12 protein-coding genes are annotated in these 14,083 nt (G+C 68.5%); 3 read left to right on the top strand and 9 right to left on the bottom strand.

The features are described 5' to 3' along the window. Position 1: 1 nt before the first annotated feature. The 5 genes from hflX to FFS72_RS06380 all read right to left on the bottom strand — a co-directional run bounded on the left by hflX (position 2) and on the right by FFS72_RS06380 (position 5,011). Positions 2-1,447, bottom strand: a complete 1,446-nt coding sequence (gene hflX / locus FFS72_RS06400; protein ID WP_249353170.1) for a GTPase HflX — start codon at positions 1,445-1,447, stop codon at positions 2-4. A gap of 81 nt (positions 1,448-1,528) precedes the next feature. Beyond that, entirely contained in the window at positions 1,529-2,398 is an 870-nt protein-coding gene (gene dapF / locus FFS72_RS06395; RefSeq protein ID WP_137873252.1) for a diaminopimelate epimerase, read from the bottom strand. A gap of 104 nt (positions 2,399-2,502) precedes the next feature. After that, positions 2,503-3,372 (bottom strand): TrmH family RNA methyltransferase, encoded by an 870-nt coding sequence (locus tag FFS72_RS06390; protein ID WP_249353152.1) that lies wholly within the window; start codon positions 3,370-3,372, stop codon positions 2,503-2,505. Beyond that, on the bottom strand, positions 3,369-4,307 hold the full coding sequence (miaA, locus tag FFS72_RS06385) for a tRNA (adenosine(37)-N6)-dimethylallyltransferase MiaA (RefSeq protein ID WP_137873155.1): 939 nt from the start codon (positions 4,305-4,307) through the stop codon (positions 3,369-3,371). Before miaA ends, FFS72_RS06390 begins: the two co-directional genes overlap by 4 nt. Next, positions 4,295-5,011 carry a class III extradiol dioxygenase subunit B-like domain-containing protein gene (locus tag FFS72_RS06380; RefSeq protein ID WP_137873154.1) on the bottom strand — a complete coding sequence of 239 codons (717 nt, stop codon included), beginning with the start codon at positions 5,009-5,011 and terminating at the stop codon, positions 4,295-4,297. The genes miaA and FFS72_RS06380 overlap by 13 nt, the downstream gene beginning before the upstream one ends. A gap of 205 nt (positions 5,012-5,216) precedes the next feature. Between FFS72_RS06380 and FFS72_RS06375 the strand changes: the two genes are divergently transcribed. Both FFS72_RS06375 and FFS72_RS06370 read left to right on the top strand, forming a co-directional pair. Continuing rightward, positions 5,217-6,587, top strand: coding sequence for a DUF349 domain-containing protein (locus tag FFS72_RS06375; RefSeq protein ID WP_137873153.1), 1,371 nt, complete (start codon positions 5,217-5,219; stop codon positions 6,585-6,587). Positions 6,588-6,642: 55 nt separating this feature from the next. After that, entirely contained in the window at positions 6,643-8,040 is a 1,398-nt protein-coding gene (locus tag FFS72_RS06370) for a DUF2252 domain-containing protein (protein WP_137873152.1), read from the top strand. Between the two features lie 16 nt (positions 8,041-8,056). Here FFS72_RS06370 and FFS72_RS06365 read toward each other — a convergent pair whose 3' ends face one another. From FFS72_RS06365 to ctaD, 4 genes are all read right to left on the bottom strand, one after another. Then, on the bottom strand, positions 8,057-9,001 hold the full coding sequence (locus tag FFS72_RS06365; protein ID WP_249353151.1) for a tellurite resistance/C4-dicarboxylate transporter family protein: 945 nt from the start codon (positions 8,999-9,001) through the stop codon (positions 8,057-8,059). Positions 9,002-9,015: 14 nt separating this feature from the next. After that, positions 9,016-9,585 (bottom strand): Rv2732c family membrane protein, encoded by a 570-nt coding sequence (locus FFS72_RS06360; RefSeq protein ID WP_137873151.1) that lies wholly within the window; start codon positions 9,583-9,585, stop codon positions 9,016-9,018. Continuing rightward, positions 9,582-11,114 carry a tRNA (N6-isopentenyl adenosine(37)-C2)-methylthiotransferase MiaB gene (miaB, locus tag FFS72_RS06355; protein ID WP_137873250.1) on the bottom strand — a complete coding sequence of 511 codons (1,533 nt, stop codon included), beginning with the start codon at positions 11,112-11,114 and terminating at the stop codon, positions 9,582-9,584. Before miaB ends, FFS72_RS06360 begins: the two co-directional genes overlap by 4 nt. A gap of 197 nt (positions 11,115-11,311) precedes the next feature. Next, entirely contained in the window at positions 11,312-13,036 is a 1,725-nt protein-coding gene (gene ctaD / locus FFS72_RS06350) for an aa3-type cytochrome oxidase subunit I (RefSeq protein ID WP_137873150.1), read from the bottom strand. Positions 13,037-13,322: 286 nt separating this feature from the next. On the opposite strand from ctaD, the gene gluA reads away from it, so the two are divergent. Next, positions 13,323-14,051 (top strand): glutamate ABC transporter ATP-binding protein GluA, encoded by a 729-nt coding sequence (gluA, locus tag FFS72_RS06345; RefSeq protein WP_171018584.1) that lies wholly within the window; start codon positions 13,323-13,325, stop codon positions 14,049-14,051. Positions 14,052-14,083: the final 32 nt, after the last annotated feature.

The following is a 14,083-nucleotide window of genomic DNA, read 5'->3' as shown; positions in this document are numbered from 1 at the left end:
GTCAGACTGCGCTGTGCCGGTACTCGTCGAGCGCGGCTGCCAGCGCAGGCGGCACCTTCGCGCGGACCAGCGTGCCGTCCGCCTCGTGGGACGAGTCGAGGAGGCGTCCGTCCGCGTGGATCCGCGCGACCAGGTCGCCCCGGCTGTACGGCACCAGCACCTCGATCTCCAGTTCCGGCGGGCTCACCAGTTCGGCGAGCGTGGCCCGAAGCTCCTCGATGCCCTCGCCGGTGTGCGCGGACACGAACTCGGCGTCCGTCAGCAGGGCTCGCAGCTGCGTCAGCGTCACCGGATCCGCCGCGTCGATCTTGTTGACCACCAACAGCTCCGGCGGCGCCGGGGCATCCGACTCCCGCAGGACGTCGACGATGACCTCGCGCACCGCCTTGATCTGCTCGGTCGGCAGCGGATCGGACCCGTCCACCACGTGCAGGAGCAGGTCCGCGTCCGCGACCTCCTCCAGAGTCGACCGGAACGCCTCGATCAACTGCGTCGGCAGGTGCCGCACGAAACCGACGGTGTCGGTGAGCACGTACTGGCGACCGTCCGGGAACTCGGCCTTGCGGGTCGTCGGGTCCAACGTCGCGAACAGGGCGTCCTGCACCAGGACACCGGCACCGGTGAGCGCGTTGAGCAGGCTCGACTTGCCGGCGTTCGTGTAGCCGACGATCGCGACCGACGGGGTGTCGCTGCGCAGTCGGCGCGTGCGCTTGGTGTCGCGGGCGGCCTTCATGCCCTTGATCTCGCGGCGGAGCTTCGCCATCCGCTCACGAATACGGCGCCGGTCGGTCTCGATCTTCGTCTCACCCGGACCACGCAGGCCCACGCCGCCGTTGCTGCCGGCTCGACCACCGGCCTGCCGGGACATCGACTCACCCCAGCCGCGCAGCCGAGGCAGCATGTACTCCATCTGGGCTAGCGCGACCTGCGCCTTGCCCTCGCTGGACGTGGCGTGCTGAGCGAAGATGTCGAGGATCAACGCCGTCCGGTCGATCACCTTGACCTTGACGACCTTCTCCAACGCGGTCAGCTGCGCGGGCGTCAGTTCGCCGTCGCAGACCACGGTGTCGGCACCCGTCGCCAACACCACTTCACGCAGTTCCTCGGCCTTGCCGGAGCCGATGTAGGTGGCGGCATCCGGCTTGTCGCGGCGCTGCACCAGGCCTTCGAGCACCTCGGAACCCGCCGTCTCCGCAAGAGCGGCGAGTTCGGTCATGCTGGCCTCGGCCTGCGCGGCGGTTCCGGAGGTCCACACCCCCACCAGCACCACCCGTTCGAGGCGCAGCTGCCGGTACTCGACCTCGGTGACGTCGGTGAGTTCGGTGGACAGTCCGGCAACACGGCGCAGAGCGCTGCGATCGTCGAGTTGCAGTTCACCGACCGAGGGATCGTGACCGCTTCGGTCGAAGTCGGGCTCCCCGCGGTCGGCGCGGGACATGTCGGTCATTTCGTCTGATTTCGTCATACACCGCCATGATCCCACGCCCGGCCGCCGGGATGCACCCCCATTAACGCTCCGGGTGGCCAACTACCCGAGCGACGACCACCAGGACTCGTCGAGACTTCCCGACGCGACGAGCACCGACGGACCCCGGAGCGTCGCCATATCGTCGTCGATCGTCACCACGACCTCGCCGCCCGGCACCCGAACCCGCACCTCGCCCTCGGTTCGGCCATCGGCATGCAGCGCGGCCGCTGCCGCCGCGACGGTACCGGTGCCGCAGGAACGGGTCTCCCCGACGCCGCGTTCGTACACACGCATGTCGACTCCGCCGTCCCGGATCGGAGTCAGGATCTCGACGTTCACGCCGTGCTTGAAGAACGACGCGTCGAACTCCGGTGCCACGGTCAGGTCCAGCTCCGCCAACGCCTCGGCGGTCAGATCGTCCACGACACAGGCGAGATGCGGATTACCGACGTCGATCCCGATGCCGGTGAACTCACGACCGCCGACGGTCGCGGTCGACGGGCCCCGGTCCTTCACCTTCCCCATCTCGACGGTGACATCCGCGGTCGCACCCGTCACCGAATGGACGGTCACCGGGCGGGCGCCGGCACGCGATCCCACCACGAACTCGGACTCGAACTCCAGGCCCGACGCACGCAGGAAGTGCGCGAACACCCGGACGCCGTTGCCGCACATTTCCGCGATCGAGCCGTCGGCGTTGCGGTAGTCCATGAACCAGTGCTCGGCCTCGACACCCTTGGGCAGGGCATCGAGCACTCCCGCCTCCTTCAGGACCCCGGCCCGCGCGACGCGCAAGACGCCGTCCGCGCCGATGCCCCGTTTGCGGTCGCACAGCGCGGACACTCGAGCCTCGGTCAGGTCGATCGTCGCGTCGAGGTCCGGCAGCAGAACGAAGTCGTTCTCCGTGCCGTGACCCTTCCCGAACTGCATGGCAACCATGCTAGGCGCGCTGCTCATCGACGCCTCGGCGGCGCTGCGCATCGATGCCGCGACGCCGAACAGGCTCATCCGTGCGGCCAGGTGGTCGGCGAGGCTCATCGCGCACCACCCGTCGTCGCCCCGGCGCGCTGCCGCGTGACCTCGTACAGACAGACCGCACCCGCGGACGGCGCACCCAGCGAACTCGCCGCACCACCGATGGGAATGCTCACGGTCGCGTCACAGGCTCCTCGCCAGGCAGCACTCATGCCGCGCGTCTCGTTGCCGATCACCAGGATCGTTCCACCTCTCAAGTCGTGATCGAAAATCGTGGCGTCACCGTCCTCGTCGGTACCCACGATCTGGAGGTCCCTGCTCTGGCGGTCACGGAACGCAACCACCTCGCCGGGGTCGGCGGCGGTGAACACCGGCACCGCGAACAGTGAACCAGTGGACGCCCGCACGCACTGCGGATCGAACGGGTCGGCTGCGTGACCGGTCACGATCACGGCATCCGCTCCGAACGCGTCCGCACTGCGGATGAGGGTACCGAGATTGCCCGGAGATGACGGGCGGTCGAACACGAGAACCAAAGGTTCCTGCTCCCCGCGTCGCAGCGTCAGTCCCGCCAACGAGCGGGTACGGGCCTTCGCGACGGCGATCAACTCGGGAGCGGACTCCGACCGCTCACCCAGTTCGGCGAGCAGTTCGCCCGCGACACCGATCTTCTCACCGGCCCAGCCGTCGACGATTCCCCGCGCCCACTCCGACAGGACCGGACCGTCGACGCGGTACAGGATGGTCTCGATCGGCCAATCGTGTTCCAACGCCAATGTCAGCGGGCGCACACCCTGGATCAGGAACCGGCCGGCCTTGGTCCGCTTGGCCCGCGTGGTCAGGTACGACTGCCACTGCTGGAACCGCGCATTCCGCACCGTCACCTTCGGCACGCCACCCGCCGGCCGATGCGTACTCCGCTTCGTCACTGTTCCTCCACCGTTCCGCGCGCCACCGCGCTGCATGCCACCTCGACCAGATCCTCACGTGCCGCGTCCAACCAGTGCACGCGGGCATCGCGCCGGAACCACGACCGCTGCCTCCGCACATAGCGACGGGTTCCGATGAACGTCCGCTCCCGCGCCTCGGCCATGTCGTACTCACCGTCGAACGCCGCCAGCACCTGCGCGTACCCGATGGCGCGCGGCGCTGTGACACCGTCCCGCAGCCCCGCCGCCACCAGGGACTCGACCTCCTCGACGAGACCCGACTCGAACATGAGCCGCGTCCGGAGCTCGATCCGCTCGTCCAGTTCGGTGGTGTCGCGGTCGACACCGAGGATCACGGTTCCCCACCGCGCCTCCCCGATCGTCGGGGCGGACGCCGCGAACGGCCGACCCGTCAACTCCACGACCTCCAGCGCCCGCACCATCCGCCGTCCGTCGGTGGGCAGGATCGTTGCTGCCGCCTGCGGATCGACGCGTGTCAACTCCTCGTGAACACCGGCGACGCCACGCTCGGCAAGCACGGCCTCCCACTTCGCCCGCACGTCCGGATCGGTCGCCGGGAAGGACCAGTCGTCGAGCAGGGACTGCACGTACATCATCGATCCGCCGACGATCACCGGCACCGCGCCGCGAGCCGCGATCATCTCGACGTCGGCGCGCGCCGACTCCTGGTAACGCGCGACCGTCGCGGTCTCGGTGACGTCCAGGACGTCGAGTTGATGGTGCGGGATCCCGCGACGCTCCTCGACCGGCAGTTTCGCCGTGCCGATGTCCATGCCCCGGTACTGCTGCATGGCGTCGATGTTGACGATCTCGCCGCCCAACCGTTCGGCCAGCGAGAGCCCGAGGTCGGACTTGCCGCTCGCGGTGGGACCGACCACGGCGATCGGCCGGATCGCTGCCGTCACGGGAGCCACGTCCCGACGTGGTAGGCGACGCCGAACGGTGCGCCCTGATAGAGGGTCGTGGTCTGTCCCGGAGTGTCACCGAACAGCCCGGCGAGCACCTGCCAGGCCGCCCTGCCCTCGATGCCGAGCGACTCGCACTGCGCCGGGTCCAACTGACGCAGGTACTCGAGGTCGCCCGCGCCCAGGGCGCCGTCGAGCGCGGCCTGCACCTGCGGGGCGCGTTCGTCGAACGCACCGGGAGCCTTGGCCGTCAGTGTGTTCGCACCGTCCGCGACGACCAGGACGCCGTGCGGCTCGGCCTCCGCGTCGAGTTGTTTCCGCAGGTCTGCGCCGATGTCCGCACACTGCGCCGGCGCAGTGTCCGACGCGACGACGAGGCCGTCCGCGACCACCTCCCCCGGGCAGGCGCCACGCAACCACCCCCCGATCAGGATCGGCAGCGGCAGGTCCGGATCGACGGCAGTGCCGTCGGGTCCGCCGAGCCCGACACGGACATCCGCCCCGAATCCGACGAAACTGCCCAGCGTGTCCGGACCGAACACGCGGTCCCCAGCGCCGACACCCACGATCGTCCACCGGCTCGCCGACTCCGCCAGCCGGGCCGCCACCTGCGTCGACGCCTCACGCAGGTCGGCAGTTTCCAGCGCCGCAGCACCCGCCAGCTGGGGAATCAGCAGGGGTGGGCAGGAAACGAGGGCCGCAGCGGTGAACACACCGAGCAACGGTAGTCGCCGGGCAGCGGGACCCGTCACGAGGCACTCGCCCAGCGGCACGGGCCGCGCAATCCCAACTCTCATGGTCCAAGCTGTTTCAATGGTCGGAACACTTCGTTCCGGGTTGAATGGGACCAACGCGTGCCGATCCGGCGTGCGACGAACGAAGAGCGGCAGCCGTGACGCGCGGCAGAGATGAGGAATCATGACCGACAGCAGTGCACCCAAGCCCGGAGCTCCGAAGCCGGGCGCGCCCAAGCCCGGTGCCCCGAAGCCGGGCGCGCCGAAGCCCGGTGCCCCCAAGCCGGGCGCCGTCACCCCCTCTGCCGCCGCTGCCGTGCACCCACCGGCCGTTACCCCGCCAAGTGATCCCAGCCTGTTCGGCCGCGTCGACGACGACGGCACCGCCTGGGTGAAGACCGCCGACGGCGAACACCAGATCGGATCGTGGCAGGCAGGCGACGCCGCCGAGGGCCTCGCGCACTTCGGTCGCCGCTACGACGACCTGGCCACCGAGGTCGGGCTGCTCGAGGCACGTCTGACCTCGGGCACCGGCGACGCGCGCCGTACCCGCACCGCGGCCCTCGCCCTCGCGGAGTCGCTGCCGACGGCGGCGGTCATCGGCGACATCGACGCCCTCTCCGCCCGACTCGACGCCATCATCGCCAGCTCCGAGCAGGCGGCCGAGGCCGAGAAGGTCGAGCGCGAACACGAGCGCGAGGAGCACACCCACCGCAAGGAAGAGCTGGCCGCCGAGGCCGAGCAGATCGGTGCCGAGTCGACGCAATGGAAGGTGGCAGGCGACAGGCTCCGCGAGATCCTCGACGAGTGGAAGACCATCCGCGGTGTCGACCGGAAGCTGGACGACGCGCTGTGGAAGCGCTACTCGAAGGCTCGTGAGGCCTTCAACCGCCGACGTGGGGCGCACTTCGCCGAACTCGACCGGGAACGCGCCGCCGCGAAGACCCGCAAGGAAGAGTTGTGCGAACGCGCCGAGGAACTGCAGAACTCCACCGATTGGGGTCCGACCGCGGGCGCCTTCCGTGACCTGCTCGCCGAGTGGAAGGCAGCGGGCCGCGCACCGCGCGAAGCCGACGATGCGCTGTGGAAGCGGTTCAAGGCGGCGCAGGACGTGTTCTTCGGCGCCCGCAACGCCGCCTCGTCCGAGCGGGACGCCGAGTTCGAGAGCAACGCGACAGCAAAGGAGAAGCTGCTCGACGGTATCGACATCGATCCGTCGAAGGGCCTCGACTCGGCGCGCGCCGCACTGCGCGACCTCCAGGAGAAGTGGGACGAGATCGGCAAGGTCCCCCGCGACAAGATGCACGACCTCGAGGGTCGCCTGCACTCGATCGAGAAGAAGGTCCGGGACGCCGCCGACTCGCAGTGGCGCCGCACCGACCCCGAGGCGACCGCGCGCGCCGCACAGTTCCGTGAGCGCGTCGCCCAGTTCGAGGACCAGGCCGCGAAGGCAACCGCCGCGGGCAAGACGAAGGACGCCGAGAAGGCACTCGCCCAGGCCAAGCAGTGGCGCGAATGGGCCGACGCCGCCGAGGGTGCCGTCGAAGACAGGTGAGCGACTTCCGTCGCCGGGCGCACAGGCCCGGCGACGGTCGTCTACTGTCTGCGCGGTGACGGCTGACACGACTCGAATCGACCTCCGCACCCGGGTGGGTCACGACGAGGCCTTCGCCCGCGGCCAGGCACTACGTGACCTGGTTCCCACGTCTGCGCACCACCACGACCCGGCCGGCACAGCACGGCCGGACGTGCTCGAGTTCGTCGCGGCGAGCAACAGTGGCCGGCTCGGCCACCTCGTTCCACTGCGCATCGGGCGCATGATCGACTCCCCGTTCGCCTTCTTCCGTGGAGCGGCGGGCCTCATGGCAGCCGATCTCGCGGGCACGCCCGTCACCGGTATCACTGCACAGTTGTGCGGGGACGCGCACGCCGCGAACTTCGGGCTCTACGGCACGCCCGACGGCGAGATCGTCATGGACGTCAACGACTTCGACGAGACGGTGCCCGGCCCGTGGGAGTGGGATCTGAAACGACTGGCTGCGAGCCTGGTGCTCGCCGGACGCGAGGGCGGCGTGTCCGAAAGCGCCTGCGTCGAGGCCGCCGAGGACACCGTGCGTTCCTACCGGCGCACGATCCGGGAGCTCGCCGAGTTGCCATTCCTGGCGTCGTGGAACGCGCTGCCGGACAAGGCCGCGATCACGCGGGCCAAAGCCGACGAGTTGCTCGACGACTTCGACAAGGCGGCCCGGAAGGCGCGGCGCAACACCAGCGCGAAGGTCGCGGCGAAGTGGACCGAGCACCTCGACGACCACGTGACCGGGGTGCGTCAGCGCCGCTTCGTCGAGAACGCGCCGATCCTCACCCGAGTCGACGACGCCACCGCAGACGCGGTCGTCGACGGACTCGAATGCTATGTCGACACACTGCGGGAATCCCGCCGGACCTTGCTCGGGCGCTTCTCCGTCGCGGATGTCGCGTTCCGGATCGTGGGTACCGGCAGTGTGGGCCTGCGCAGCTACGTCGCGCTGCTGCTCGGCAACGGCGACGAGTCGCTGGTCCTGCAGATCAAGCAGGCGCAACCGTCTGCCCTCGCGCCATACCTGGATGCCGGCACGTTCCGCCCCGACGCCTTCGAGCACCAGGGCGAGCGGATCGTGCACGGGGCGCGACTCGTGCAGGCGGAGACGGACATCCTGCTCGGCTGGACCACGATCGAAGGGCAGCCGTACATCGTGCGGCAGTTCCGCAATCTGAAGGGCGACATCGACCCGACCGCGCTGGACGGCGACCACCTCGACGACTACGGCCGGCTCGCCGGAGCGCTGCTCGCCCGTGCGCACACCCGTTCACTCGACCCGCGACTGCTGGCCGGCTACTTCGAAGGGGACGGCGACCTCGATGAGGCGATCGGGAGGTACGCGGTCCGATACGCGGATCGCACCGAGGCCGACCACGAGGACCTGGAGCGTGCGGTCCGAACGGGCCTGATCGACGCCGTCGGCACCTGAGGAAGCGAGACGCCGGTCAGGCCCGCCGCACGGCGGCCACCAATCGTCGCGCGGAGGCGACGAGCATGATCGTGCCGACGAGGACCGCCGGCCACACCAGGATCCGGCCGATCGAGTGGAGGACCTCGAGTCCGGTTGCGGTGCCGACAGTCATGGCCGAGACCGCGGTCATACCCATCGGAAACACCGTCGACCATCGGCGGAGGTCGAACTGCAATCTCGGCTTCCACACCTCGCAGCACACCAGCAGCACATAGGCAGCGAGTTCGACGACCTCGATCATGGCCGCGACGTGTGGCAGGTATTCGGCCCAGCCGGTCCATCCGTCGGCGGCGACAGCGAGCACGATCCGCCCGGCCGCGAGCGCACTGATGGCCAACGCCCCTGCCGAGACCCAGTGGTCACCTGCGCCCACCACCAGTTGGTTCGGCGAGAATCGCATCAGCACCGCGGCATAACATCCGATGCCGATCACGAAGAAGCCCATCGACGGGACGATCAGCCACGACCAGGCCGCGGACGCGGCGACAGTCGCGCCGAGCACGGCCACCCCCTGCGTCGCGACGCACAGCAGGAAACCCGCGCCCACGGTCGGAGCGGTCCATCCTCGGATCACCGACGGCATCAGGAGCAGCCACACCGCCACCGCACCGCCGAGTGCGACCAGCGCGACCGCGGTCCAGCCGAGCAGTGCCAGTCGCGTCCCGAGGACCGTGGTCGCAGCAACGCCGGTCAGCGCGGCTGGCGTACGCGATTCGTGGAGCAGGCGTGGTCGGTCCAGTGCGAACCGGCCAAGGACGACCGCCGCCAGCGCGAGCCACGTGACGACTCCCAGCACAAGCCAGGCGAGCGAGAACAGCTCGAATCCGACCAGGTGCAGACCGATCGACACGATGCCGAACGACATCGCCGCCGCGCCCATGACAGGGCGCACCGAGTGAGCGACGCGGATCGCGGTCACCCACCCCGGTCGAATCAGCGATCACCCCAGAGGAGTCGACCTTCGGTCTCGGCGGTGCGCTGCCTGCGCTCCTCCTCCGCGGCCAGCTGGATGGCCGTTCGCTGCCACACCACGTGCAGCCAGTGGAACGTCAGGACCATGATCAGGATCCATCCCAGGATCAATCCGAGTCCGGGTCCGGCGCCCGGCGAGCCCGCGTCGAGTGTTTGCCGCGACCAGATCGCCAGCATCCCGAAGACGCTCGCGACGGCCGAACCGGCAACCGCGATCCACGCGAGTGCCCACCGCCGGGTGGCGAGCGCGAGCATGCCGATGACGATGCCGAACACCAACGTCAGCCATACGAACACCCGTGACGGCAGCGCGATGTCCTCGGCGAGCGCCACGTCGTTGCCGACCAGCACGTCCCACCCCGTCGCGTCCCCCGTGTGCGGCAGCGCGAACGTCCCGACCAACGCCAGCATGCCGATCGCGACGACGAGTGCGCGCAGCCCGGGATCGATCTCGCGGGCGACCTTCTTCTCGGCGGCGTCGATGTCCTTGCGGTACTGCTCGAGGGAATCTTCGGGCTTGTAGGTGCTCATACTCCACATCCGGTGACGGTGGGCAGCGGTGCGGGTGCACCGATCTGCGGGAGACCGAGACCGACGCCGATCGGCGGGGTCTTCGGGGTGATGCCGCGTTCGTGGGAGTCGCCGGCGCGGGTCCTGCGGTGCGTCAGCACCGGCCCGTCGGCGATGAGGTGGTGGGGCGCGGCACCGGTGACGACGGCGGTGATCACGTCACCGGGCCGGACGTCGCCGTCCAGCCTGCCCTCGGGCCGGAAGTGCACGAGCCTGCCGTCGCGGGCCCGGCCGCTCATTCGCCGCGTCTCGGCGTTCTTGCGTCCCTCGCCCGCCGCGACCAGCAACTCGACCTCGGTGCCGACCAGCTTGCGATTCTCGTCGAGGGTGATCTCCTCCTGCAGCGCGATCAGCCGGTCGTAGCGTTCCTGCACGACCTCCTTCGGGAGCTGATCGGGCAGGTCGGCGGCAGGCGTGCCGGGCCGCTTCGAGTACTGGAACGTGAACGCGCTGGTGAACCGCGCCTGCCGGACCACGTCGAGGGTGGCCTGGAAGTCCTCCTCGGTCTCGCCGGGGAAACCGACGATGATGTCGGTGGTGATGGCGGCGTGCGGCATCGCGGCGCGCACCTTCTCGATGATGCCGAGGAACTTGGTGCTGCGATACGACCGGCGCATCTCCTTCAGGAGGCGATCCGACCCGGACTGCAGCGGCATGTGCAGCTGCGGGCACACGTTCGGTGTCGCGGCCATCGCCTCGATCACGTCGTCGGTGAACTCGGCCGGGTGCGGCGACGTGAACCGGACCCGCTCGAGTCCGTCGATCTCGCCGCACGCGCGCAGCAGCTTCGCGAACGCGCCGCGGTCGCGGGGCAGTTCGGGGTCGGCGAAGGACACGCCGTAGGAGTTGACGTTCTGTCCGAGCAGGGTCACCTCGAGGACACCCTCGTTCACGAGCGCCTGCACCTCGGCGAGGATGTCGCCGGGCCTGCGGTCGACCTCCTTGCCGCGAAGCGACGGCACGATGCAGAACGTGCAGGTGTTGTTGCAGCCGACCGAGATCGACACCCATCCCGCATAGGCCGATTCCCGCTTCGCGGGCAGCGTCGACGGGAACGCCTCGAGGGAGTCGAGGATCTCGACCTGGGCTTCCTCGTTGTGCCGCGCACGCTCGAGGAGCACCGGCAGCGAACCGATGTTGTGCGTACCGAAGACCACGTCCACCCACGGCGCCTTCTTGACGACGGTGTCGCGGTCCTTCTGCGCGAGGCAGCCGCCGACGGCGATCTGCATGCCCGGATTCGTGTCCTTCGTGGGACGCAGATTGCCGAGTGTCCCGTACAGCTTGTTGTCCGCGTTCTCGCGGACCGCGCAGGTGTTGAACACCAGCAGGTCGGGGTCGGCGCCGGGCGTGGCCTTCGTGTAACCCGCCTCCTCGAGGAGCCCCGAGAGTCGCTCCGAGTCGTGCACGTTCATCTGACACCCGAAGGTGCGTACCTCGTAGCTGCGTGTACCCGCATTGGGGAGCGCGGCCGAGGTCTCGGGGTCTATCGTATCCACCCCACCAGCGTACGGCCCCGCCGAGAGTGCCCTTCACCACGTTCCGGCACCGCGCATGGGCCGGGGTTCAGAACGGATTCCACCACCGGACGAATGCGGCGTACAGGTTGGTCGGGAAGAACATCTCCCAGTCCAGTCCGCCGGACGGCAGGTCGGGCAGGTGTCCTTGCATACGTCGCCTCCTCGCGTCAGTCCCCGGACCCGGCCGGGACCTGCACCGAGGCGTGGCCCCGTCCAGCGTGCGACTCTGCGCGCAGCCGGTCGTGCATGTGCGGGTAGTGCAGTTCGAACGCGGGGCGCTCGGACCGGATGCGGGGCAGCTCGGTGAAGTTGTGGCGCGGCGGCGGGCAGGTCGTCGCCCACTCAAGTGAGTTGCCGTAACCCCATGGGTCGTCGACCGTGACGACCTCGCCGTAGCGGTAGCTCTTGAAGACGTTCCAGAGGAACGGCAGCGTCGACGCGCCGAGAACGAACGCGCCGATCGTGGAGACCGTGTTCAGCGTGGTGAACCCGTCGGACGGCAGGTAGTCGGCGTAGCGACGCGGCATGCCCTCGTTACCGAGCCAGTGCTGCACCAGGAATGTGGTGTGGAAACCGATGAAAGTGGTCCAGAAGTGCCACTTCGCGAGGCGCTCGTCCATCATTCGTCCGGTCATCTTCGGGAACCAGAAGTAGATGCCCGCGTAGGTGGCGAACACGATGGTGCCGAAGAGCACGTAGTGGAAGTGCGCGACGACGAAGTACGAGTCGGTGACGTGGAAGTCGAGCGGCGGGCTGGCGAGCAGGACGCCGGACAGGCCACCGAAGAGGAAGGTGATGATGAAGCCGACCGAGAACAGCATCGGCGACTCGAACGTGAGCTGCCCCTTCCACATGGTGCCGATCCAGTTGAAGAACTTCACCCCGGTCGGGATGGCGATGAGGAACGTCATGAACGAGAAGAACGGCAGCAGGATCGCGCCGGTGGCGTACATGTGGTGTGCCCACACCGCCATCGACAGCGCCGCGATCGACATCGTCGCGTACACCATGCCGCTGTACCCGAACAGCGGTTTGCGGCTGAACACCGGGATCACCTCGGTGATGATCCCGAAGAACGGCAACGCGACGATGTACACCTCGGGGTGACCGAAGAACCAGAACAGGTGCTGCCACAGCATGTTTCCACCGTTGGCGGGGTCGAAGAGGTGGGCACCGAGGTGACGGTCGACGAACACCCCCAGCAACGCCGCGGTCAGGATCGGGAACGCCAGCAGCACCAGGATCATCGTGATGAAGATGTTCCAGGTGAAGATCGGCATCCGGAACATCGTCATACCGGGGGCGCGCAGACACACGACGGTGGTGATCATGTTGACGCCGCCGAGGATCGTCCCGACACCGGCGACGGCGAGGCCCATGATCCACAGGTCCGCGCCGACGCCCGGCGTGTGCACGGCGTCGGTCAGCGGACTGTAGGCGGTCCACCCGAAGTCGGCGGCTCCGCCCGGGGTGACGAACCCGGCCATCACGACCAGAGCCCCGAACAGGTACAGCCAGTAGCTCAGCGCATTCAATCGCGGGAACGCGACGTCGGGGGCGCCGATCTGCAGCGGCATCACATAGTTCGCGAACCCGAACACGATCGGCGTCGCGTACAGCAGCAACATCACCGTGCCGTGCATCGTGAACAGCTGATTGAACTGCTCGTTCGACAGGAACTGCATGCCGGGTAGCGCCAGTTCGGCGCGCATCAGCAGTGCCATCAACCCACCGGCGAGGAAGAACGCGAACGACGTCACCAGATACATCACGCCGAGCATCTTCGGGTCGGTCGTCGTGACCATCCTGTAGACGGCCGAACCCTTGGGCCCCAGCCTGGCGGGGAACGGCCGCCTCGCCTCGACGCCGGGCTTCGGGGACACCGCAGTCATGCCCACCACCCCGCCCGGTGGACCCGGTCACACGTCGACATCGCGTACGTCATGGAGCCCCCTCGGCAGGCTGCGGTCGAACCCATCCAGTAAACACCCGGCCCGGCGTCCCGGCTCCGCTTCCAGCCCACCGCAGCCATTCCGTTGACTTGGTAAAGGTTCCGTTACGTCGACTGGCCGATGACGCGCAATGAACAGGATTCCCCCGGTCCAGCACCTAGGGTCGACGACTATGACGAACGCGGGTGAATCCGGCGCTGGTGCGTCGACCGCCACCACCACATCGATGATCTCCATGACCGGGGTCCAGAAACACTTCGGCGAGCTCCACGTCCTGCGCGACATCACGCTCGACGTCCCCGTCGGTCAGGTCGTGATCGTGGTGGGCCCGTCCGGCTCCGGGAAGTCGACGCTGTGTCGCACCATCAACCGACTCGAACCGGTCGACGAGGGCGTGATCACGGTCGACGGACGGGCACTGCCCGCCGAGGGCAAGGCGCTGGCCGCCCTGCGCGCCGACGTCGGCATGGTGTTCCAGTCGTTCAACCTGTTCGCCCACAAGACGATCCTCGAGAACGTCATGCTCGCCCCCGTCAAGGTCCGCAAGATGAGCAAATCCGATGCGAAGGCACGAGCCCTCGAACTCCTCGACCGGGTGGGCATCGCCAATCAGGCCGACAAGTACCCGGCGCAGCTGTCGGGTGGGCAGCAGCAGCGCGTCGCGATCGCCCGCGCGTTGGCGATGAACCCGAAGGTGATGCTGTTCGACGAACCCACCTCCGCGCTCGACCCGGAGATGGTCAGCGAGGTCCTCGACGTCATGACGTCACTCGCCAAGGAGGGCATGACGATGCTCGTCGTCACCCACGAGATGGGATTCGCCCGCAAGGCGGGCGACCGGGTGTTGTTCATGGCGGACGGCCAGATCGTCGAGGACACCGAACCCGATACCTTCTTCACCGCGCCGAAATCGGATCGAGCGAAGGACTTCCTCGGGAAGATCCTCGGCCACTGACCCCACCGAGCCCCCGCCAACGAGAGGAACAC

The organism is Rhodococcus sp. Q (genome assembly GCF_005503035.1).
Taxonomy (GTDB): domain Bacteria; phylum Actinomycetota; class Actinomycetes; order Mycobacteriales; family Mycobacteriaceae; genus Rhodococcus_G.
This window is presented reverse-complemented; position numbering and strand designations above follow the sequence as displayed.

Excerpts from the sequence above, each read along its gene's own strand:
- hflX (WP_249353170.1), bottom strand. The coding sequence starts at position 1,447 with ATGACCGACATGTCCCGCGCCGACCGCGGGGAGCCCGACTTCGACCGA.
- dapF (WP_137873252.1), bottom strand. The coding sequence starts at position 2,398 with ATGCAGTTCGGGAAGGGTCACGGCACGGAGAACGACTTCGTTCTGCTG.
- FFS72_RS06375 (WP_137873153.1), top strand. The coding sequence starts at position 5,217 with ATGACCGACAGCAGTGCACCCAAGCCCGGAGCTCCGAAGCCGGGCGCG.
- FFS72_RS06360 (WP_137873151.1), bottom strand. The coding sequence starts at position 9,585 with ATGAGCACCTACAAGCCCGAAGATTCCCTCGAGCAGTACCGCAAGGAC.
- ctaD (WP_137873150.1), bottom strand. The coding sequence starts at position 13,036 with ATGACTGCGGTGTCCCCGAAGCCCGGCGTCGAGGCGAGGCGGCCGTTC.
- gluA (WP_171018584.1), top strand. The coding sequence starts at position 13,323 with ATGATCTCCATGACCGGGGTCCAGAAACACTTCGGCGAGCTCCACGTC.